Below are 21,509 nucleotides of genomic sequence, written 5' to 3' on the forward strand. Positions count from 1 at the left end.
CGACTCAGTAGAGCTTGGGGATAGCATTTACCACGGCAATGACTTCCTTGAAGTCCATGCCCAACACATCCAGATACCACTTGAGGTTGGGGTAACGCGGCGCGTTTTCCTCCATGACCAACTCCAGCGCGTCCTCACGCGTCAGGTCGCCTTCACGGATCTGGTTGCTGCGGAAGGTGTCGTGCTCGGTGAAACCGGCGACCGTGTAGTACACATAGTTGTAGAACGCAGCAGTGCCGTCGCCAATGCGCCAGGTTGTCGTGGTGTCCGGCGCGCGCTCCCAGTCATAAGTGTCGAGTGTCTCGTTGATCTGATTTTCATCCCAGCGCCAGTAGTCAAAGATGTGGAAGTAGTCCGTCTTCTCCGCAAAGCTGCGGTAGTACTCGCCGGACAAGGTATCCCACAATGAACTATTGAAATACCCAGGGCTCTCCAGCATCGCCTTGAAGCGCAAGTACTGGTAGCGCAATTGCTTCATGGCGCCATGCGAGTAGACACGCTCCTCCTCGAAATCTGGTGGAACACCAAGAAAACCGGCCTTGAAATGCGTAACTTCCAAAGGATTCACGCCCCATAAGTTCAAACCGATACCGGTCTGCTTCTTTACAGTTTCAATGTGCCGGAAGAAGTGCTTATCTCCTGCTGTCAACACACTCAACATCCCCAAATGTGGTGACTTGAGCCATGCACTCAGGTTCTTGGCAATGTTCTGCCTCTTCAATGCAATGTCATCTGCGACGATGATGTTTTCCACACCCAATTCAGCGCTCATGCGACTGATATTCCGGCGCCCCAGATCGGTCACCATGCCCCAGTCGTAGGTATAGGTGATGGGCTTCATCTTCAGTTCTTTGACGATGAGGTGCAGGCCATAGCAGCTATCCCGTCCGCCCGAGAAGGGGACCAAGCAGTCATCGCCATGCGCGCGGCGATAGGGCTCCACCAGCTTGAACAGCTCTTCTTTGGGGCGTGGCTTGTTGCGCGGCTTGTAATTCCTGCAGTAGTTGCAGACGCCCGCTGCATCAAACTTGATGAAGGGCATGGTTTCGGTCAACAGGCACTTGCTGCAGCGACGCCCCTCATAGCAGCGATACTCCAGCAACTTCTCTTCTGCGCCGGACAGGGACAGGGCCGGGATCAAGTCGGTCTTGCGCTCATTTCTGTCGAAAATCTCCAACTCCGCCTGGGACACGGGAATGTCTACAAACACCGCGTCGCGGGCCTGCACAATCTCCTCGCAGCCGATCACCGTCAGCGGATAGCGCTCCGACGCAAACAAGGTCGCCTCACCCTTACGCCCCACATACAGGCTGCCATTGTTCGAGAACAGACAGAGCTTGCCCAGCTTGGGCAAAATAAGCGCGCAGGCCACCACACCACGGCACAGACCCAAGATATGGGAGGGCAGTTGCTCCAGCGCACGCCCGGACTCCAGATAGGCCGCGGCAATCCCTGCAACGACCTCGGTATCCACTTGCAGCGTGCGCACCTTGCCAACCTGCGGCCAGATCGCTTCATCGTTGACAATGATACCGTTGTGCAACACCGCCACGCCGTCGCGCACGACCGGCTGGTTATCGCCCAGGCCGTTGGTGATCAACCGGCTATGCCCCAGCACGAGGTGGCTGGTCCGCGGCCGAACCTCCTTGAGCAAGCGGGTGATCGGGTAGTCGGCTCGGTAGATCTGGTAGGCATCGTTGACAAGGGTCACCAAGCCGCTGGAGTCGCGGCCGCGTTGCTGGGCGTGCGTTACCAGCACATTCAACTCTTCCTCAATGACCGGCGATGAGGAAATGACACCAAAGATTCCACACATTGAACTTACCTGCTTGCTCTATGGCCGACCCCAAATGCACTGGAGTCAGCCTATCTTCATGAAATTGATAGCCTGACGAACTGCCAAACTATATCGTGCTATCCGGTTCTACCTGAGGTTCTGAACACGAGCCACCCCTTAAGTAGCCTCGCTCATTTGAATGGTTGCCGCGTATGCCTCCATCATCTTATCGAGGGACCTGTCCCAAGAGTATTCTGCAGTGACATGCAGCCGCCCGGCACGCCCAAACGCCTTGCGCAAGCCCGGGTCCTCAATCAGCCGGATCAAGGCTGCCGCCGCCGCCTGGACATCTTCACGCGGAACAATAAATCCATTGACCCCGTCCTGGGTCACCTCCGCCAGCCCCTCTGCATCCGACACCACCACGGGAAGCTCGCACGCCGCGGCCTCAAGAACCGCCACGCCAAAACTCTCAAATCGACTCAAAGCCACAAAAATATCCAGCCGATGGATCATGGCTGGAACCTGATCATGGGAAACCGCACCATGCAAGGTCAGCTGTGCCCCCACGCCCAACTCGGCGGCCAATGCGCTCAGCGCCTCCCGATCCGGGCCATCACCGCTAATTTCGAGATACAGATTCGAGGGGCGGCCCAGGCTTTGCCAGGCGTGCGCAAATGCGCGTATCAAGATATCTACGCCGTAGATTCCAGCCAGCGATTTGACGGTTCCGACGACAACTCCGTCAACAGGCTTGCACCCGGGCGGATGGGGGCGAAACATCCCGGTATCGACTCCAAACGGTGTAATGAAAACAGACGCATGTGCGTAAGTTCTGGCAAGCTCAAGCGCCATGCACTTGCTGGTAGAGGCTATCGCGGCGGGGAATTTGAGATTGCCGCGAAGCAAGCGCCTGTGAATAAAAGACTTCGTTGGGAAATCGTAGATGTCGCTCCCCCACACCGACAGCAGCGTCACTCCAAACCCTGTCAGGCGGGCCAGCAATCCATAGCCAGTCGCGTAGTGCGCATTGAATACATCAGGGCGAATACGCTCTATGAGACGGCGCACCTCCCTCGCCGCAAATAAATAGGCCAACGGTGCGCGATATTGAAGCGCGTAAAAAGCCACATCTTCGTGCAAATGATGCTGCAGAGGGTGGGCGGAGATCAGATGCACCTCAACACCATGCGATGCCAGGCCATTGGCCCAGCGAATGGTATGTATGGAGCTGGCCCCACCCAGCAATGCAACCTTCATACGACTGCTTTCCCGCGCATATGCCTGAGTTCCGTTGCCATGGGATGCCCCCTCAGAGCGTTCAACGCAGCCAAGTGGCGGCGCTTCCATGCATGCCATTCGTTGGCATGAGAGACTTTTGCCAGTCAGCTGGATCAAGTGCAGAAAACATTCTGACAAACTCCTCAATCAAAAGCGCCTCCGTCTCAAGCCCATTGAAAATACGCTGGGCTGGCGACGCAAACCAGTACTTGCGGAAGTGCTCGTCGATGTACTCCACCATATGCTCGTGCTGGTAAAACCCGCTTTCCAATGACGAGGCGTTATCTATCATCAGATAAGGATTCGGACCAAACCAAGCCATGGTTGCGGGCCCCGAACCGGCCCCCATATGCATGGCAGACGCCTGAATCAGCGCCATATCCTGCTCCACCGTCGTGTGAAAGTCTTTTGCAAAGACAACATTCGGGCATTCGCGCAATCTCGCATCAATTTCGATGCGGGCACAGATAACGAAAAACTTGACCTTGTATCTTGACTCGCAATACTTGAACAGCACCAGCCAGCTTTCCATACTCGAATTTCGGCGCGTGTCCCAATGGGGGTTATTTCTCAAGTTGACCGTGACGGCTGTCGCCGAAGCAGAGTGTTCTGCATAAAACTGAGCAGCCCATTCGCGCAGATGAGGGCGGCAGGTCAGATGAGGGATGGCCCCATGCTGGCGGTGATGTTCCACCAGCAAATCATTGAAGACGACTCGACTCAAATACTCATGGGTTCCGAGCTGCCACCCCGACGGCCATACGTGATAACAATCGCTGTTGTCGGCAATCAAACGAACAAGCTGTTCTTGTGAATCCAGAACAAAGAAAGACCCAAGCTTCTGGTTGACTTGCGCCAGAGGCAGCAGCGAAGCGATGTGATAAATAACATTATCTTTGTTGATCGCTGCAGCAAACGTAGCATTGGATTTCGCTGGCTCCCCGGGATCGTATACAAGCGCAAAATCAACCACATCTACTTGGTACTTCTGACACAGCACCAGGGAAGCTTCTTGGCATATCAGGATGTCCCCAATGCTGAATGGTTGCGACGAGGTATCGTAAACAACCAGAACGCGTTGCTTCTTCGACACAGTCGAGACAAACACGCCCCTCAACCGCGGAAACACCCAGATGGAAAACCAATGCAGGCGTCGCAGCGGTCTGCGAATACCCAAAGGCACCCTGCGAACCAAGCCGCGGGCTTTGTTGATAAACCATTTCATACGGTCAGATACAGCAATTTAATTCAATGATGTGCGAGGTCACGGATTCGCAGGCGAAGGCATTCCATGCCACGCTGTTCTGCAGCGTTGCCAAATGACGGCAACAAACGGCATGACCACAATCGCAACGGCCAGGTAGCCAATAGCTACGCCCTCAACCGAATAAAACTTGCCCAGCACAAGGACCGCAACGCTGGTCGCCAGGCCACTGGCTAGCGAAACGAATAAAAGCGGCTCCTTTTTGTGCGCACGCAAATAAACCGACATTGGCAATGCAATGACTTGAAGAATTGTCGCTGCCAGGAAGTAAGCCGCCGTAGACGGAGCCAACAATCTTCCGGCCAAGGGATGACCCATTACATTCAGGACACAGATTCCACCCCAAATGACGGCAGCTCCCAGTACGGAAATTCCGACCACAATCTTGGTCACGCGCCAAAACTCCGCGTCGAGTGCCGCATATTGATGCCGCGCAATGAGCACGCCAAACAAGGGTGCCTTGGGAATAACCCAGCTGGACACCACCGAACTCAAAGCGGCAATAAATGTCCATGTCATTCCCATTTGACCGGCAGCCGTGGCACCTTGGTAGTAAAAAAGCACCGGAGTAAACAGGAAGAAAGTGAGGTATCCGCTCATCCAGCTCAAGGACATCCGCCACTGCATGGGCAGTATATCGGTGCGCCAATTGAGCCCCCCCCCCAAGGGCAGGGCAAACATGACTTGCCGAATAAAGCTGCGATACCGGCGAACCACGGTCAAGAGCGTCACCAGCAGCAGCACAGCAGCAACAAGGGCACACGTCCACAGCCCCGCCCCCATATAAATCCCCGCCCAGGCCGCCACGCTGGACATCACGGATTGAATGAATCTATAAAAGTAAATGCTCTCAACCTGATTGCACCCCTCCAACAGGGCCCATACGGGAATGAAGAATAGATTGATCCCGGTCAATATGCAAAGCACAAGCCATGGACCGCCCCACACGGAAAATTTTTCCCAGCCGGTGGAAGCAAAGAAAATAAAACCACCGAATACCAAGGCCACAGCAAGCAGCACTCCGGCTGCCACGTACCATTTCAATGCAAAACGCCCTAGGCTGTTTAATCTCGACAGAGCTTCGGCATCCCCCAGCAACTCACCATTCTTCCCAAAGGATAATTTGGCCCACTCGTGGCTTGCATACGAACCGATGACGCCTCCCAGGCCCATTTCGGCAAAAACCTGCAATGCCAGGACCGAAATGAAGGTGTAGTAATACCCTTGCAGCTCCGATGTAAACCAGGCTGCGATAAACAAGGTAGTTACAAATCCAGCCCCCATGCCCCACATCTTTCCCAAGATGGCGAAGAATGTTCCTTTGTCAATTCCGAGAAAATGGGCGATCCGAACCCATGGGCTTCCAAGGGCTTCCATATCACTCTGGAGTACGCGGGGTCTTTGAATGGTAGCGCGCGACCGCCTCGGGATACTCATGCTGTGCCAGCGCGAGGCTTTCCACGGTTCCGATATCGCGATGATAAACATCGTTATTGAAGGTATTGATTTTCCCCATAAAGTGAGGCAGCACCTCCGTGCTGAAATCAATCACCTCTTTATTCAGATTTCGTATGAAATCCAGAACCGTGGGCGCGAGAATATACACCGCAGCGTTTGCAAGATTGCCTGGAGGTTGTTTCACTTTTTCGTGAAACGCGCGAACAACCCCCTTCTCATCAAGCTCGACAATTCCGCAGCTTTCCGGCACATCGGTCTCAAATGTCATCATCGTGATTTCAATATGCTTGTCTCGCCGCTTGAAAGTCTCGACAAAGGCATGCATATCAAATAGCGACAAGTTATCCGCATGCACTAGGATAATAGGCTGGCCCTGGAAAAACTCCCGATTGCGCAACAAGGTGCCGGCAGTCCCCAGAAGAGACTCCTCCATCACGGTACTTATTTTGATCCGCAGATCTTGTAAAGCCAAATAGGCCAGCACCTTCTCGGGAAGGTAGTGCAGATTGATTAAGGTTTCGGATATCTGCGCCTGCGTCAACAGCTTGATCCAGTAAGCCAGCAATGGGCTGCCATTGATATCGACCAGACATTTGGGGGTCGTGTTCGTAATGGGGCGTAAACGCGTGCCCAGCCCAGCCGCGAGTAGCATGGCTCGCATCAAAGCAACTCTCTCACAAGCTCAGCGGTCTGGAGAGGCGTATTGCCAACGCGTCCGACCTGAACAGCCGCAGCCAAAGAACCCAGACAAGCCGCCTCCCAGATATTGCCTCCACTCGCAAGCGTCAATGCGCTGGTGATCAGCAAGGAGTCCCCGGCACCCGCAACGTCCTTTGGCGCTGTATTCAAGGCGCCAACCCGGTCTGTCATCCACTCATTAGGCTGCCCATTGCCAGCGTGAATCAAGAGCCCTTCTTCTCCGAGTTTCAGCAAGATATTTTTCGCCGAGGACTGATGTCGAAGCGACTCGGCCAGAACCACCAAGCCGTCTTCATGGTTGCGAGTACTGATGCGCGCCTCGCGCTCGGTCGGCGTGAGGAGATCCATGCCCTTGTAACGACTGATATCACCGACTTGCGACGACGATTGGCTATCGGCTGCCAGCAACACGCCATGGCCTTTGGCACTCTGGATAATTTTTTCCACCAAAGGTTGCGGCAAGCAGCCGTAATTGAAATCGGAAAATACCAGTAGATCAATCGTCGGCAGCGCCGATTCGATCTGCGACAGGATTTGCGCCTGATGTGCGACCGATATGGCAGCCTGATGCAGATGACTCACGCGCAGAAGACTCTTCCCCTTGCTGCGATAGCGCTGCTTGAGCGTGGTGGGCCGGCTGTCATCGAGCACCAAATGCGATTGCACGCCCGCTTCGGCCAAGCCCTTTACGGCAAAATCCCTTGCCGCATCGGCGCCCGTGACAGAGATGAATTGCACCGAAGCGCCAAGCCCGGCAGCGTGTGCCGCGACAATGCCCGCACCACCGACAAAGCGAGTGGAGTCAATGGGCATAACAACGATGGTGGGGTCTTCTTGGGACATCCCCAAGGGCTGGCAAGTGATGTACTCATCCACAATCAGATCGCCAACAACACACACACGCAACTTCGCAAACTGCTCCAGCAGACTGCTTAGTCGTGTGCGCTCTATACCGTGGCGGGAGAGGTAGTCTTGAGGCAAGCCTATGGATTTGGGATCAAATTCGCGGAACTCTTTGCGAATGAGATCCAGCGAGGAAAACACAGTTTCCCCTGAGCTGAACAAAAGTTTGCCCCCATACAGTGCCAAAGCAGCGGCCTCCGGATTGAACAGTGTTTCATGCTCTTTGCCCTTGACCACAAAGTCGGGCTTCAATCGTGCAATCACCGAAGCGATGGGCTCGTCAACGACGAAGGCTTCATCTACCCAGCTATTGCTTTGAATCCCTTCCAGGCGAAGTTGCTCCGGAACATGGGCCGCATGGCCCGCAAGGCGATCACTCTCTACGGCGACGAGCAAGCGCCCTCCATATTCTTTTGCAAAACGCAGCAGGCGAAGATGCCCTGGATGCAATACGTTGAAATGCCCAGACACTAGTACGGTTCTTGTTGTCATGAGTTGGGTGTAATGATGTTCGGATCAGAAATTTCTATCAGAATACCTTGTCAGGCAGACAAGAAGTATTCGATATAAGGATTGCTTTTGAGTGGGTGATACGTCAACTCGCCATTGCTACTTCCGCCAAACACCAGCGTGTTGCTCGGCACCACTTGATTGATAACAGTCACCCCCGCCGAAACCACCACATTGTCGCCAATGCGGGTGGCCCCCGAGATGACACAATTTGGCATCAAGATCACATTGCTGCCCAGCACAGGATTTTTCTCCCGATAGCCACCCACCGTCACGCCCTGATAAACCACCAAATTCTCGCCGTATACACAATCGCCGAGAACAATCTGCGTGGCGTAATTCAAGAAGAAGACTGCTGGCAATTTGACCCGGTAAAACAAGGAGCAGCCATGGAGTGCTTTATTCAGGCAATAGAGCCTATCCTTGATTCGATACTCATCTAGGGCATTTCTTTCAAACAAGACTCTTGCCAGAAGATACAGGTAGATCGGATGCTTCATCACGTGCCAGGGGTCGGGAGTGTCGCCCGTTCGCTTCAGCATATTGACCCTGGACGCAAGATATTGAAAACGCGTCTCTGCCTCTTCAGCAACCGACTGCAGGATTTCAGTATCCACACTGGCAGCGCAATCGCCAGGATACATACTAGACAATTGCCTCACAACATAATCTACGGCATTCAATTTTCACCCACCAGTTTCTTGATTCACCATGAAATCAGCCATTCCTCAATGAGCGCAATCCGCTTCTCCAGCGGGGACAAAGCGATCACTTTCCCTGCAAAAATTTGCCCATGTTCTTCTGTACCACGTAGCGGGCGGCGATACCAGTCAGATGTGCGTCGTCGAACGCTGTTGGCTCACCGGGCTGGCCCAAGGAAATCATGCAACCCTCTGCGTTGCAGAAATCACGCATGGGAGAAATGTATTCCAGAGAAAGCTCCTTCGCCACACCTGAAAGCTGTGCATCGAGCATTTCAAGAGTAGGCTGCAGCTCGCTCAATATTCTTTCGGGGGGGGCATCAAGATTCTTGGAATGCACATGCTGAACAATCACGGTCGGCAGCGCCCTACCCCAATGGGGAACAGGCCCCATCAGCACAATACGCTGCACTCCCGCCATCCGCAGCCTTTGAATGGTTGCCGGCAACTTCTCCAGTGCATGCTCCGATAGGGACTGAGGCCAATCGTGCGCCAAGACAAGCGTATGGGGCTTCAATTGAACTATTTTCTTGAAAATATCCTCGTTGATGGGGCGGCATAGGGGCCGGTCGCCCTTGTCAAAGTCCAGAATCGGTGGGCACGAGCTGGAGGTAAGCTGCGCAACAGACACGCCCTCCTTGCGCGCAGCCTCATCCAATGCCCGGTACAGCATGGCGCCATGCGAGTCACCCCAGATCATCACCATGGGCATGCCGGCGTCCACTGCCGTGCACTCCGCCGCAAAATCTCGCTCGGAGCCGGCCAAGAGGCAACGATGGTTTCGAAAGCTTTCTTGGTAGTCAAACTGGTAGTCCAGAAATGGCCTGATCGCCAGCGGGTAGCGGCTGCTCCACCCCTTCTGAAAAGAAGTCACAGCCCCCATTGCGCCCACAAAAATCATGGCGCCCAAAAGACATTTGACAACCGAATGGAGTTTCCACTTGACGCCATAACGCAAGGGTTTTTCGATGTACCGGTAAGTCAGCGCGCTTAGCAAAAGGGAGAGCACAACCATGCCCAAGGCAGTGAGCCTGGGATAGTCCATGCCAAGCAAGTTCATCCGTCCCAAGGTGAGCAAAGGCCAATGCCAGAGGTACAGCGGATAGCTCAACAAGCCAATAGTCACCAGCCACCGATGGGAAAGAACGGTTCTGTTGAACCACGCATGGCTTCCCGCGCTGATGAGCATCATGGATCCAAGCGTAGGCAGCAAGGCCCACCAACCCGGAAAGCGACTCGCGTCATTGAGTCCAAAAATAGCGCCCACAACCAGCGCCAGACCGAGCCATGAAACCAGGGAACGAAAGGGGATGCGCGTCTCGCCAAACTGGCATACGGTGCATGACAACCCGCGCTCGAGTGCAGCGGGGTACTGCAGATGCATATAGGCCAACAGGGCCCCCATGAGCAATTCCCAAAAGCGGCTCGGAGGAAGATAAAACGTTGCCACGGGGTTTGCCTGCACCCCTGCGATATTGAATACGAATGAAATCCCCAGCAGAACCAGGATCGTCAGGTGGACTCGCCATTTCCACCTGGCTGCCACAATCAACAATAGGGGCCATACTAGGTAGAACTGCTCCTCAATACCCAGCGACCAGAGATGCAAAAGTGGTTTAAGCGTGGCCGCCGGGTCAAAATACCCGGATTCGCTCCACAAAAGCAGGTTTGAGAAAAAACCGGCCCCCGCAACCATATGCCGGCCCAGCAAGGCGTATGACTGCGGACTAAGCACAAACCAGCCCAGCAGCCAACTGCTGAGCAGAACCAGCAACAATGCGGGAAATATGCGGCGAACTCTTCGCGCATAGAAATCGGTAAGGCTGAAGGTATTGCGCTTCAGCCCATCCAAAATAATGCTCGAAATCAAAAATCCGGATATGACAAAGAAGATGTCAACACCGACATAGCCGCCAGGAATCCGCTTGGTGACATGGTATGCCACCACCGCGAGAACCGCTACCGCTCGGAGACCATCAATGTCTGGCCGATGCTGCAAGGAGGAATTGCCAGACATCAACTCAAGGCAGCAGCGTCATTTCTGGAAGAGGAACCAGGAATTTCCCGCCTGCTTCGGTAAAGCGGGTGTGTCTCTTGATGATTGCGTCCGCATACTGCCACGCGAGTATCACCACGATATCTGGAGAGGGTGCAGCGTAAAGCTGATCTGACGAATAGACCGGAATATGGGCGCCCGGACTGTAAAGATTGAACTTCAGCGGGTTGTCATCCACGATGTACTTGAGGCGGGTCTGCAGTTCAAAGTGGTACAGCAGCGTAGTCGTTGTCGTAGATGCTCCGTAGGCAACCACGGTTTCCCCTCGGGCGATGGCCGCATCCAGGTATTCCAGAACAGTCTGCTTGCGCTTTTCGATGGCATGGTAGAAGTCGCGATAAATTTGCGGGTGCGTTATGCCCCTCTTGTTTTCATCTTCCACCATTTGCAAATAGGCCGTTGTTTTGGCACGCTGCCCCGTCGACAAGGGTTGTGCAAAACCGCGAATGGAACCGCCTTTTGTAGACACACGCTCGACATCGAACAGGCTCATATCCAAACGATTGAAGAATCGCTCCAATGGGATCAAGGCGTGATGCGATACGTGTTCGTGGTAGATGGTGTCAAACACGAAGTTATCGATGATGTCCGGGACATATGACACTTCGAAAACAAAAACACCATCGTCCGCCAGCAAGCTCCGAATGCCCTGGACAATATCGCCAATGTTGTCCGCGTGAGCAAACACATTGTTGGCGCACATCAGCGTGGCGGGACCACTCTCAGCGAGAATTTTCTGGGCGATTGCGGAGGTAAAAAACTCCGGTAACGTTTCCACACCCTCGGCAGTTGCTGTAGCAGCAATCGTTTTCGCGGGATCAACTCCTCTGACGCGCATTCCATGCGTCTTATACGCCTTGAGTAGCGAGCCATCGTTGCTGCCGATCTCAATAACGAGCGAGCCTTGCGAAATACTCAGGCCCGAGACCACGGCCTGCGCGTATTTTTTGAAGTGGTCAACCAAGCCCAGTGAAGCAGATGTTCTGTAGGTGTAGTTGCGGAACAAAATCTCGGGGTCAACCACATCCAGATTCTGGAGGTGGCCGCACCCCAGACAGAGGTAGGTATCCAGCGGATACAGCTCCTGCGCCTGATGGAGGTATTCGGCCGGAACAAACGCATCTCCGATTGCGGACGGGAGTATGGGCAATACCAACTCAAGCGTTGTCGAACCGCAAAGCCGGCAGTCATCTCTATGTTTGAAGTGTTTCAAATGTTGCTCCATGAAGGTAGACAATTCAGCTGCACGATCTCAGAGTGCAGCCATGGATTTGGCCAGTTCTTCTGGCCAGATGACGGAAACGCCTCCGTCCACAAATATGGCCTGACCATTGATAAATGAGGATTTTTCACTACACAGAAATTCGAGTAGGTTGACCGAATCTTCTGCGCGCCCGATGGTTCCCATGGGGACAAATTTTTGATACAGATCCATCAGGGGGCCGTTCGCCAGGTAATAGTCCCGGGATTCAGCTTTGAGATAAGTGAGAGGCATGATCGCATTGATGCGAATTCCCTTGCGCCCCATGACCCAAGCATTGTATTTGACCAATTGATTGAGGCCAGCCTTGGCAACGTGATAGCTGTCCGGCTGCGACCCACCGACACATTCGGCGTATACAGAGCTGACTACACCGATGGCACGATCGCCGTCCGTGCAAAAGTTCTCCGCAAAGCCATTGATCAGCAAGCGTGTCGCTGTCAATGAAACCTGCAACTCGCCTTGCCAAGGATCGCCCGCCCCCCGGTAACGCTGGCAAAAAATGAGATATCGGATATCGCCGCCAATGCGCACCACCTCTTGAACAATCGCTTCGCTTGAGGTGATGGTTTCCAGATCTGCAGCAACATGATGGAGCCGTGCATCACCCGTGGGAGGATGGCGGGAGAGCACTGTGACGGCATATCCGTTATCGGCAAATCGCATGGATACCGCTTTGCCCAACCCCTTGGAGCCCCCCACCACCACCACATGGCCTCTGGAACTCATAGCACCTGCCTCGCGCTTGCAGACAGTTTCGTCAGCCAGGTATCAATGGCCACCGCATCGGCATCTTCGGCCGGCGAAAATTCAGCATACATCGTGCCGTCCCCCGTAAACGGGCCATTGGTGATTTCATGCACCAGCAGCAGATCCGACTTGATCATCAAGGTATGAAAAAAAGGACGCGACATCCGGTAATAGAACGCTTTGGAAGTGCTGCCCGCAGCCAATGGCACGATCTGCGCAATATCACCGTCATCGTTGAAAAGCACCACATCAACTTCGCCATAGACAATGTGAAAGGCCTCGCTTTTTTCCAGATGCTTGTGCGGGCGGATGTAGGAATCCGGCCGGATGGCAATGAACATCTCGTGCAGGGTGTCGGCATTGTCCGGGTGCAGATTGATACGCACCCGCCCCCTCGCGTTATTCGCCAGCTCCATGCGCAAGTAGTCGAGCTCCGTGCGACCAATGGTTGCGATCGGTCCCGGGGCGATATAGACGCCAGTGGCTTTCTTGATCAAGTTCACGTTGCTTCAACCTCGTCATCCACCAAGGCAGCGCCGCCTGCACCAGGGAAAATCGTGTACATCCGGCCACCGCGCGCCAGGTAGGCTGCATTGCTATTTCGAACTCTCTCTGCGCCGCCCGGACCGACACCCAAAAGACAGACATCGATAGAGGGGTCGATCTGCAGTATTTCCGAGCTCACGATGGGTATGGAGGTACCGGGAAGGAGATACCCTAGCTTTTCGGGTGCGTCGTCAATGGCATAGGCGATGTGCGGTGCCAGCCCCAAGGCATTGACGAACATGATGCTTTGGTGACCTGCGCCAAAAATAGCCACTTTCCTCCCGGCGGCAGCAATGGCTTGCACAGCATCCAAATACCGTTGCCTGACTTCCGCAAATCCCGCTTGATAGTTGAGAAAGACTTGCGTATTTCCGCGCTTGGGTTTCTCTGGTGTTGGGCGCGACGCACTGTTGGCCACTCTCAACACAAAGACCAATGCATCTTCAAGAGCACCCGGACAGCGATTGAACTGAACAATTTCATACCCGGCTATCTGGGCACATTCGCTGAATGACTCTTCACTGAAGTAGCAAATATGCTCTTCCCAGATGAAGCTGTAGTCACGTGCAGAGAAAAATTTATTGCTGTCCGGGATTTCGATGAAAAGCAGTCCATCCGGCGTCATCAGATGGCCAAGCCCTTTCAAGCTTGCCACCGGATCGTGGCTGTGTTCCAGCAGATAGCGGCACGACACCAGTTTTGCACGCCCCTGAACCGTGGCCAACTCAGCCAAAGACTCAGGTCGCAATAGTGCCTGGATGCTCTCGAGGTAGGGATACCTACCCGGCACCCGGGGCAAGCACGCAGACAGGTCCAACGGATGGGTCGCGAGGCCACACTGAGCCAAACGCTCGAGCAAGGGGGCATCAAATGGACCAACACCTGCAGCCATATGACCCTGCGTAGACGGCAGAAAGGCTTGCAATTGCTCCACTACGGCATCCAGATGCACAAACGGCTCGTTGTACCGAATCCAGGGCACACTGGGTCGAACCACATCTGCCGGCGAATACTTGGACAACTGCACCAGGTGGCATGCAGCGCACTCGGTCATAGCCAATGCATGCGCGCGCGCGACTGCATTTGCCTTTTTTTCGAACTGGTTGCAGACCACCAAGGACCCCAGGGACAGGGTTGCGCCAGAATGCAATGGTTCACCACAAACCAAGCAATCAGGCACGGGGGCGTTGGCGGCACTCTGCATTTCAGTGGTCTGCGTTTGCGCTCATTTCGATCAGGCACCGCCCCGCAATCGCACCGTTACGCACTCCGGCCAGCGCATCATTGATTTTTTCCAGGGGGTAGTAATTGGTAATCAGGCTTTTGAGCTGGATACGCCCGACCCGGAAAAGCTGGTGGTAACGCGGGATATCCGTCTGTGGAATGGCTTCCCCGCCGTGAGAACCACTAATGATCTTGCCAAAATGCAGTGGCAATGAATATATGTTGATATTCTTGTCTTTGCGAGGCACTCCGACCAGCGTCACACGCCCCTGGGGCTTGGTCATCTGATACGCCATTTCGATGACGGCCGGTTGGCCCGTGTTATCAATAAAGGCATCCACACCAGCATTGCCGACGATATCCATTATCTGCTGGCGAATGTCACCATGACTGCTATTGATGACATGCGTTGCACCCATCATTCGAGCCAGCTCAAGTTTATTGTCGTGCAAGTCAACGGCAATGATGGGGTATGCAGAGACCAGTGCAGCCGCCTGGACAATATTCAAGCCGATGCCACCAGCACCGAATACGACAACGGACTCCCCGATTCGCAGCTTGGCATTATTTTCGACCACGCCGAAGCCGGTCGTGACGGCGCATCCAAACAGCGCCGCGACCTCCAGATCGCTATCCACCGGAATGGGCGTGACTCGATTCTCTGACACGATCGAATAGTCACTGAAAGTGGTCACGCTTCCTGCATTGATTTTCCGGCCTGCACTCGTGTAGTGCGGCGTTTCAGCTTCAATGCCAATCCCCTTGCGCCAATGCAAAACAACTTTGTCGCCCGGTTTGACATGCCGTACGCCAGGCCCAATATCCAATACGGTCCCGGAGGCTTCATGGCCAAGCAAATGCGGCAAATACTTGTCCTCCCCCTTAGCCCCGTCAATTTCACCCAGCTGAGATCCGCAGATGCCACTGAAATGAATTTTCACCAGAACCTGTCCAACCAATAGCTTTGCAGGCATTGATATTTCGAGAATCTCTAGTGGGGTGTGAAGCTTGGTCAGGACGGCCGCCTTCATGGTTTTTGGCATGACTGACATGTTTTTTCTCACTCGAAGTAGATGAAGGAATGATCGCCCGTGTAACCAGTCTGCTTGAACCACCAGGCCCATTCCTCGGGCGTGTTGAAAGCCTCGCAGGTCACCTGCCAATACAGGAGATTGGCTTTCTCCTCTTCGGTGCGATAAGACTCCACGCAGATGTACTTGTTCTTTTTTCCAACGCGCTCGATCTCCCTGATGGCCTTGTCCAGGTCATAGCAATGGAGGTTATGCAGCGTGTTGATTGAAAAAACAAAGTCAAACTCGCCGTCGTCGTAAGGCAGGGCGGCGGCACTACCCACCTTCAGGTGATCCTTGACCTCCTCCTTTGATTTCTCGATGGCATAGCTGGAGACATCTATGCCATGCACCTCCACCCCCGGGCAAAGCTGGGTCAACTCGTAGAGTTGGAATCCCTTGCCGCATCCGACATCAAGAATCTTGTCGCCGGGCTTGATGCCGTAGTGCTCGATCATCGCCTGACCCACCGGCGCCCAGCGCCCCGGCATATAGCGATAACCGCCGTAGCAGATCTTGCGGTCGCCATCCCAATAGTCGTAAGCCCATTGTTTAGACAAGGTCGCGGCCTTGGCCTTGGGAAAATCCTGATCGTTGACACGCCCGAGATAGTCGCGATGTGTGCTTTTGTGAATTGCCGAGAGGAAGTCGATATAAGCCATTGTTTCCCTAAATCAAAGCCGCCAGATGCGTGTCGAAATACCATTGTGCCTTGCCCAGTTGCTCGCGCAGCAAGCGATCCGAGGCAAGGCCCGCATGCTCGCGCCGCTTCCGGTCTTCCATCCTGAATTCGTTCAACAGAATGCAGCACCATTTGAGCCGGTGCACAGGCGAAAGCAACTCGACACGACGCGCCACGCCCTCAGCACCAGGCAACGCCTCCAACAGCTCCGCCATGAATTGCTGCCCCTGGTCTTGCGTCACGGGCACTTCTGGCTGGCACATGAAATCGCAGATCAGCTTGGCCGGGTCGTCCCAGCCCGCGTACTCGAAATCAACAAACGAAAGATCCGCCTCATACTCCAGCGCATTGTGGAAGCCGAAGTCGGAAGGAGACAGAATCCGATCTTCGGGTGGCAGCACGGCCCATTCCGGGCGGGGCGCCAATTCTATTTGGACTTTCTCCCACAAGGCCTGCACACGCGTTTGGACAAACTCACGCGCCTCACGCGCCACCCCGGATTCAGCCTCCACCGCGAGCAAGCGCGTAATCCGCGACTCGGCAAGGGCCAGATGTGCACCCCAACCCAGACAGGCGTCTGCCGCCAGAGGGAGCGCCTCGGCCTGCGCTGTTGCGCGAGCGCCATTGATCCGGGCAATGAAACGCGCAGCCTGGCTGATGTGCTGAGAGTGAATCGTCCCGGGCCGCAGCCCAGGCAGGCAGGAGTACAAGGCAAGGTTCGATGCACGGTCCAGACCCAGAGGTTCCGGAACGCCGGCCACTCCCATCTGCCTCAGAAACACAAGAAAGCCATACTCAGTACCCAGCCTGTCACGCTGATTGGCGCCTGGCGCTTGGTAGTAATGCTTGAGGACCCAACGGTCATCCCCGCTGCTCACCAAAAAGACTTGGCTATTGCGCCCCGCCCGAATGGGGTGCAGCGCGACAGCACCGGTTACACCATGACTGCGGCAAAACTGCTCCAGCGGTTCAACCGCATGGTCGACCATTACAGCGCCAGCAGTGCGGGCAGATCCTTCCAGGCGGATAGCCGCGCCCAGGAAGAATCCATACGATGAGCCTGAACCGGATCGAACAATATCTTTTCCACACTGCCTGGGAGCATCGCAAGAATCTCCGGCAAGTCATCAACATAGTGCGTGCACCCCAAGGCTAGGATGCGTGCCACCTTGGCTTCCTTGGTCAGCTCAAAGAATACCTGCTCATCCAACCAGCCTAGTCCCTGCGCATCAAAAAAACCCTGTTTTCGCAGCCAGCTCCGAGCCGCCGCATGGAGGTCCCAAGGCTCACCCAGATACGGTGTGCGCGTCTTGTGGCTCACTATGCACATGGGAATCTGCTTGCCCTTCAGTGCGAGCAAGGTGGCCTGCATCCCAGGATAGGGGTCAGCTTCCAGAATGCGGCCACCATAGACCTCACCCTGCATGCGTGTCCACTCGTCTTCAATGCCTTGCTCGCGCAGGTAGTCCCGGACCGCATTCTTCTGTGGCGGCGTTGCTTCAGGAATCAAGTGCTTGTCCAAAGCAGCGCGATGAAACAGCTGGTCGTAGCTGATCAGCGTGTTGTCGAAATCAAAACCTAGGCGCATACACTCACTTCAGTCGCTCAAGCACCCGCTCGCAGACCTTGTCAGGCACCAAGCCGTACAGGATTCGTGCCTGATCCTGGTCTCCGCATGCGGACAGGAATCGGTCCGGAGCGCCTATGCAGACCAGCTTGTCCAGCGCAACGCACTTGGCGTTGCCCCACTCCAGCACGGCACTGCCCGCACCACCGATGAGGCCATGTTCTTCCAGAACCACGACCAGCTTCTTGTCGGCAAAGAGCGCACTCAGTAACTGGTCATCCAGCGGCTTGACCGTATGCAGGCTAATGACCTCGGTCGATACACCTGCCTGTTGCAACTGGTCGGCACTTTTCAAGGCCGTATCCAGCATGGTGCCCACACTGAGGATTGCCACATCGGACCCCGCGCGCATGACAATGCCGCGCCCGATTTCAAACACGGGATCGGATTGGTGGACAAGGGGCTCCCCCTTTTTTCCGAGTCGGATATAGGTGGGACGCCCCAGGCGCAACGCAGCCTTGACGGCCAAGCGGACCTCTACCGTGTCGGCCGGGCAGACCACATGCATATTGGGCAGCGTACGGAGAATGGCGATGTCCTCCATGGAGTGGTGCGTCGCCCCCAGACCCGCATAGGAGAGTCCGGACCCTGTGCCCACCACAATGACGGGCAAATCGGGATAGCAGACATCCAGCCGGATCTGCTCAAGACAGCGCACCGTATTGAACGGCGTGATGGTGTAGGTAATAGGGCGCAGCCCCGACGCAGCAAGCCCCGAGGCAACTCCGGTCATATTGGCTTCCGCAACACCGCAGTTGTAGAAGCGGGTCGGGTGCTTTTCCTTGAATCGGTCAAAGAGACGGTTCCCAATATCCCCAGCCATCATGACCAGTTCCGGGTATTCATCACCCAGCTCGGTCACGGCCTTCGCGAATGCATTTCTCATGACACGCCGAGCTCCAATTTAGCTTTGCTCACTTCTTCTACCGTAGGGATCCGATAGTGCCAATTGTTGTCATCCTCCATGAAGGAGACACCCTTGCCCTTGACCGTGTGCGCAACCACCATGGTGGGTTTCGCATTGGCGCTGGAAACGCCTTGCACGGCCGTAAGAATCTGTTGATGGTCGTGGCCATCGATTTCGTGCACCAGCCAGCCAAAGCTTCTGAATTTGTCCACCAAGGGATCCAGGGCCAGCACCTCTTTGCTGCGGCCGGTCGCCTGCCATTTGTTGAAGTCCACAAAGGCGCAGAGACTGCCCAGTCGATTCGCGGCAGCAAACAGGGCCGCCTCCCAGACGGAGCCCTCGTTGCATTCGCCATCGCTCATCAGAACGAAGCTGCGGTAGTCCTGGCCTTTGATGCGGCTGGCCAGTGCCATGCCGCAACCGCAGGGCAAGCCGTGCCCCAGGGACCCCGTCGCCGCTTCGACACCAGGCAGCTTGGGTGTGGGGTGCTCTTCCAGCAGGGAACCCACTTTGCCATAGGTTTTTAAATCGGCTTCGCTGATAAAGCCCTTGTAGGCCAGCGCCGCATACAGCGCGGTGGCCGCATGCCCCTTGCTCAGGATGAAGCGATCACGCCCCTCCCATTTGGGCTGCTTGGGATCCAGACGCAGCACGGAATGGTACAGCACAGCAACTATGTCGATGCACGAAAGCGCAGAACCCAGATGCGCCGCTTCTGCGGCATGGGACATTTCTATCGCCTTGGCGCGAAATTGCGCTGCCAGTTGAACGGAAGTAGTCATGGCTTGGCCGTCAGGCTTGAAGATTCAAGTGCTTCATCCAGCGCACGGTGTAGCACTGATCGGTTTCGACCAGCTCACCGGACTTGAATTTCGTGATCACATCGTCGATGGCATCGGAGACCGTCGTGCTCTGCACAAACCCTGTGGCCAGCAACTTGTCTGAGTTTTGCCGATAAGAGCGCGGGTCGTTGGATGCCGAGATCGCGATCTCGGCGGGGATCTTCTCAGCCACTTTCTTTGCGATATCGAGAATGGAAATGTTCTCGAAACCAGCGTTGTAGCAACCAGAGGGCAGGCCAGGCTTGGCCAGAAAATGGCGGTACACGTTCACCATATCGTTGATATGGATGTTGGGTCGCGTCTGATCGCCACCAAACACCGTCATCCGGCCATTCTTCAATGCCTGCATGGTGAGCATGTTGACGCTTACATCCAGGCGCATGCGCGGCGAGTAGCCGCACACCGTTGCTGGTCGGATGCAATGGATCTGCATGACATCCGAGTAGCTCAGCAGCACGCGCTCGGCGACCATCTTGGTCTTGTTGTAGGCGCTGATGGGCACCAGCTCTAGGTCTTCGGTCACCTGCGGATCATCCTTCACGCCATACACGCTGCCGGAACTCGCAAAGAGGAACTGCTTGACGCCCGCGCGCACGGCACGGTCGGCCAATTGCTGCGTGGCCAGTACATTGACTTCCCACGACAGGGTCGGATTCATTTCCACGCCGGGGTCATTGGCGATGTTCGCCAGGTGGATCACGGCATCGACATTCTTCAGCGGAATGCTGTCCACATCGCGCGTGTCCTGCTGCAGCACTGTCAGCTGGGGATGGGGCTTGAGGTGATTGCCAAACCACTGAGTATCCACCACCGTGATCTGGTGGCCGTCTTGCAGGAGTTGCGCAGTGAGTACGGTGCCGACAAAGCCGCAACCGCCAGTAATCAGGATATTCATGGAATTTTCAGGGTTTGTGAATGTAATCAGCCGGTAGAGTTTTCAGGACTTCGAGGCTCTTGTCCACCCAGGCCAGGGTCTCCTTGAGGCCATCGCCCAGGCCCACACGATGAGACCAGCCCAGTTCCTTGCGGATCTTGCTGCTTTCGAGCAGATAGGCCTGGTCCTTGCCCAGGCGATCCTCGGAAACTTCAGCGAGGTCTGCAAACGGCGTATTCGTCAAATCGGCAATCTGCTCGACCAACTCCCGGATCGATACCGTATCAGGGGTGGAAATATGGTAGCTGTCACCAGCCACGCCATTCAGGGCGATCCGGTAGGTGGCATCGGCCACATCGTTGATGTGAATAAAGGAGCGGATGGAGTGCCCGCCGCCGTGTAGCTGCATCTTCTTGCCAAGGCGCGCATAGAGCATGGCGCGCGGCATCACCCGGTACAGCTGCTGGCCTGGGCCATACACGTTCGCGGCACGCGTGAAACACACAGGAAACTGGTAGGCCTTGAAAAAGCTCATCAGATGCAGATCGCAGGCGGCACGCGACACCGCATAGGGAGTGCTGGGCGCGAAGTGGAAGCTCTCCGTGATCCAGCCCTCTGTGCTGCCATACGCCTCGGGCGTGCTGACATGGACATAGCGTTTGAGGAAGGGCAGCTTGCGCAGCCGGTCGTGCAGCTGGACCTGTCCGACGACATTGGTCTGGTACCAGTGCTCGGGCGTCAGCCAACTCTGGGCGACCATGCCCTGCGCTGCGAAATTCACCACGTACTCCGGTTGCAGCTCTTCGACCCAACGCAGCAGTTCATCGAGCTGGTGGTTGAGATCGATCTGGCGGAACGCGAAATGGTCGCGTTTCGTGCCCCACTTGTAGGGCAGGAAGACGTCGTGCGGTTCGGCCGAGCGACTGGCCCCCAGCACCTCGCAGCCTTGCTCCAGCAGATAGTCCACAAAGCACGCGCCGGAAAACGAGTTGCTACCGATGACGAGAAATCGTTTGCTCATAAGAATTTTTATCCCCTCCGGCCTGGCCTACTGGCCCCACCCGGAAGAGCAGAAGA

Annotated in this window: 20 protein-coding genes; all 20 read right to left on the reverse strand. The window is 55.3% G+C overall.

All coding sequences use genetic code 11. From position 1 onward, the window contains the following. Positions 1-4: 4 nt before the first annotated feature. Entirely contained in the window at positions 5-1,816 is a 1,812-nt protein-coding gene (locus AC097A_RS11640; RefSeq protein WP_479620964.1) for a glucosamine 6-phosphate synthetase, read from the reverse strand. A 138-nt stretch (positions 1,817-1,954) separates the two neighbouring features. Then, the gene (locus AC097A_RS11645) at positions 1,955-3,037 is read right to left on the reverse strand and encodes a glycosyltransferase (protein WP_479620965.1); all 1,083 of its coding nucleotides are present in this window, start codon (positions 3,035-3,037) and stop codon (positions 1,955-1,957) included. A 61-nt stretch (positions 3,038-3,098) separates the two neighbouring features. After that, entirely contained in the window at positions 3,099-4,283 is a 1,185-nt protein-coding gene (locus AC097A_RS11650; protein ID WP_479620966.1) for a hypothetical protein, read from the reverse strand. Between the two features lie 39 nt (positions 4,284-4,322). Continuing rightward, positions 4,323-5,699 (reverse strand): lipopolysaccharide biosynthesis protein, encoded by a 1,377-nt coding sequence (locus AC097A_RS11655; RefSeq protein WP_479620967.1) that lies wholly within the window; start codon positions 5,697-5,699, stop codon positions 4,323-4,325. A 1-nt stretch (position 5,700) separates the two neighbouring features. Beyond that, positions 5,701-6,432 carry a nucleotidyltransferase family protein gene (locus AC097A_RS11660; protein ID WP_479620968.1) on the reverse strand — a complete coding sequence of 244 codons (732 nt, stop codon included), beginning with the start codon at positions 6,430-6,432 and terminating at the stop codon, positions 5,701-5,703. A gap of 8 nt (positions 6,433-6,440) precedes the next feature. Further along, the gene (locus AC097A_RS11665; RefSeq protein ID WP_479620969.1) at positions 6,441-7,874 is read right to left on the reverse strand and encodes a PfkB family carbohydrate kinase; all 1,434 of its coding nucleotides are present in this window, start codon (positions 7,872-7,874) and stop codon (positions 6,441-6,443) included. A 50-nt stretch (positions 7,875-7,924) separates the two neighbouring features. Continuing rightward, positions 7,925-8,509 (reverse strand): LbetaH domain-containing protein, encoded by a 585-nt coding sequence (locus AC097A_RS11670; RefSeq protein ID WP_479620970.1) that lies wholly within the window; start codon positions 8,507-8,509, stop codon positions 7,925-7,927. Between the two features lie 151 nt (positions 8,510-8,660). Continuing rightward, on the reverse strand, positions 8,661-10,610 hold the full coding sequence (locus AC097A_RS11675) for an acyltransferase family protein (RefSeq protein ID WP_479620971.1): 1,950 nt from the start codon (positions 10,608-10,610) through the stop codon (positions 8,661-8,663). Between the two features lie 4 nt (positions 10,611-10,614). Next, positions 10,615-11,862, reverse strand: coding sequence for a methyltransferase domain-containing protein (locus AC097A_RS11680; RefSeq protein ID WP_479620972.1), 1,248 nt, complete (start codon positions 11,860-11,862; stop codon positions 10,615-10,617). Positions 11,863-11,901: 39 nt separating this feature from the next. Then, complete coding sequence (locus AC097A_RS11685; protein WP_479620973.1) at positions 11,902-12,639, reverse strand: SDR family NAD(P)-dependent oxidoreductase; 738 nt, start codon at positions 12,637-12,639, stop codon at positions 11,902-11,904. Next, positions 12,636-13,163: a WbuC family cupin fold metalloprotein gene (locus AC097A_RS11690; RefSeq protein ID WP_479620974.1), complete on the reverse strand. Its 528-nt coding sequence runs from the start codon at positions 13,161-13,163 to the stop codon at positions 12,636-12,638. Before AC097A_RS11690 ends, AC097A_RS11685 begins: the two co-directional genes overlap by 4 nt. Next, positions 13,160-14,410 (reverse strand): class I SAM-dependent methyltransferase, encoded by a 1,251-nt coding sequence (locus tag AC097A_RS11695; protein WP_479620975.1) that lies wholly within the window; start codon positions 14,408-14,410, stop codon positions 13,160-13,162. Before AC097A_RS11695 ends, AC097A_RS11690 begins: the two co-directional genes overlap by 4 nt. 1 nt (position 14,411) lies before the next feature. Further along, positions 14,412-15,482 (reverse strand): zinc-binding dehydrogenase, encoded by a 1,071-nt coding sequence (locus tag AC097A_RS11700; RefSeq protein WP_479620976.1) that lies wholly within the window; start codon positions 15,480-15,482, stop codon positions 14,412-14,414. A gap of 8 nt (positions 15,483-15,490) precedes the next feature. Beyond that, positions 15,491-16,162, reverse strand: a complete 672-nt coding sequence (locus AC097A_RS11705; protein ID WP_479620977.1) for a class I SAM-dependent methyltransferase — start codon at positions 16,160-16,162, stop codon at positions 15,491-15,493. Positions 16,163-16,169: 7 nt separating this feature from the next. Then, entirely contained in the window at positions 16,170-17,171 is a 1,002-nt protein-coding gene (locus tag AC097A_RS11710; RefSeq protein ID WP_479620978.1) for a phosphotransferase, read from the reverse strand. Beyond that, on the reverse strand, positions 17,171-17,770 hold the full coding sequence (locus tag AC097A_RS11715; protein WP_479620979.1) for a haloacid dehalogenase-like hydrolase: 600 nt from the start codon (positions 17,768-17,770) through the stop codon (positions 17,171-17,173). Before AC097A_RS11715 ends, AC097A_RS11710 begins: the two co-directional genes overlap by 1 nt. 4 nt (positions 17,771-17,774) lie before the next feature. Next, a complete protein-coding gene (locus AC097A_RS11720) occupies positions 17,775-18,695 on the reverse strand; it encodes a transketolase family protein (protein WP_479620980.1) in 921 nt (306 codons plus the stop codon). Further along, positions 18,692-19,498 (reverse strand): transketolase, encoded by an 807-nt coding sequence (locus AC097A_RS11725; protein WP_479620981.1) that lies wholly within the window; start codon positions 19,496-19,498, stop codon positions 18,692-18,694. Before AC097A_RS11725 ends, AC097A_RS11720 begins: the two co-directional genes overlap by 4 nt. 10 nt (positions 19,499-19,508) lie before the next feature. Next, the gene (locus AC097A_RS11730; RefSeq protein WP_479620982.1) at positions 19,509-20,453 is read right to left on the reverse strand and encodes an NAD-dependent epimerase/dehydratase family protein; all 945 of its coding nucleotides are present in this window, start codon (positions 20,451-20,453) and stop codon (positions 19,509-19,511) included. Between the two features lie 7 nt (positions 20,454-20,460). Beyond that, complete coding sequence (locus AC097A_RS11735; RefSeq protein ID WP_479620983.1) at positions 20,461-21,453, reverse strand: NAD-dependent epimerase/dehydratase family protein; 993 nt, start codon at positions 21,451-21,453, stop codon at positions 20,461-20,463. Between the last annotated feature and the right edge of the window lie 56 nt (positions 21,454-21,509).

It is taken from the genome of Rhodoferax sp. XS2R6, from assembly GCF_056521365.1.

What these genes read in the sequence shown, in the direction of transcription:
- AC097A_RS11640 (WP_479620964.1), bottom strand. Translation starts at nt 1,816, where the DNA reads ATGTGTGGAATCTTTGGTGTCATTTCCTCATCGCCGGTCATTGAGGAA.
- AC097A_RS11645 (WP_479620965.1), bottom strand. Translation starts at nt 3,037, where the DNA reads ATGAAGGTTGCATTGCTGGGTGGGGCCAGCTCCATACATACCATTCGC.
- AC097A_RS11650 (WP_479620966.1), bottom strand. Translation starts at nt 4,283, where the DNA reads ATGAAATGGTTTATCAACAAAGCCCGCGGCTTGGTTCGCAGGGTGCCT.
- AC097A_RS11655 (WP_479620967.1), bottom strand. Translation starts at nt 5,699, where the DNA reads ATGGAAGCCCTTGGAAGCCCATGGGTTCGGATCGCCCATTTTCTCGGA.
- AC097A_RS11660 (WP_479620968.1), bottom strand. Translation starts at nt 6,432, where the DNA reads ATGCTACTCGCGGCTGGGCTGGGCACGCGTTTACGCCCCATTACGAAC.
- AC097A_RS11665 (WP_479620969.1), bottom strand. Translation starts at nt 7,874, where the DNA reads ATGACAACAAGAACCGTACTAGTGTCTGGGCATTTCAACGTATTGCAT.
- AC097A_RS11675 (WP_479620971.1), bottom strand. Translation starts at nt 10,610, where the DNA reads ATGTCTGGCAATTCCTCCTTGCAGCATCGGCCAGACATTGATGGTCTC.
- AC097A_RS11685 (WP_479620973.1), bottom strand. Translation starts at nt 12,639, where the DNA reads ATGAGTTCCAGAGGCCATGTGGTGGTGGTGGGGGGCTCCAAGGGGTTG.
- AC097A_RS11695 (WP_479620975.1), bottom strand. Translation starts at nt 14,410, where the DNA reads ATGCAGAGTGCCGCCAACGCCCCCGTGCCTGATTGCTTGGTTTGTGGT.
- AC097A_RS11700 (WP_479620976.1), bottom strand. Translation starts at nt 15,482, where the DNA reads ATGTCAGTCATGCCAAAAACCATGAAGGCGGCCGTCCTGACCAAGCTT.
- AC097A_RS11705 (WP_479620977.1), bottom strand. Translation starts at nt 16,162, where the DNA reads ATGGCTTATATCGACTTCCTCTCGGCAATTCACAAAAGCACACATCGC.
- AC097A_RS11710 (WP_479620978.1), bottom strand. Translation starts at nt 17,171, where the DNA reads ATGGTCGACCATGCGGTTGAACCGCTGGAGCAGTTTTGCCGCAGTCAT.
- AC097A_RS11715 (WP_479620979.1), bottom strand. Translation starts at nt 17,770, where the DNA reads ATGCGCCTAGGTTTTGATTTCGACAACACGCTGATCAGCTACGACCAG.
- AC097A_RS11720 (WP_479620980.1), bottom strand. Translation starts at nt 18,695, where the DNA reads ATGAGAAATGCATTCGCGAAGGCCGTGACCGAGCTGGGTGATGAATAC.
- AC097A_RS11725 (WP_479620981.1), bottom strand. Translation starts at nt 19,498, where the DNA reads ATGACTACTTCCGTTCAACTGGCAGCGCAATTTCGCGCCAAGGCGATA.
- AC097A_RS11730 (WP_479620982.1), bottom strand. Translation starts at nt 20,453, where the DNA reads ATGAATATCCTGATTACTGGCGGTTGCGGCTTTGTCGGCACCGTACTC.
- AC097A_RS11735 (WP_479620983.1), bottom strand. Translation starts at nt 21,453, where the DNA reads ATGAGCAAACGATTTCTCGTCATCGGTAGCAACTCGTTTTCCGGCGCG.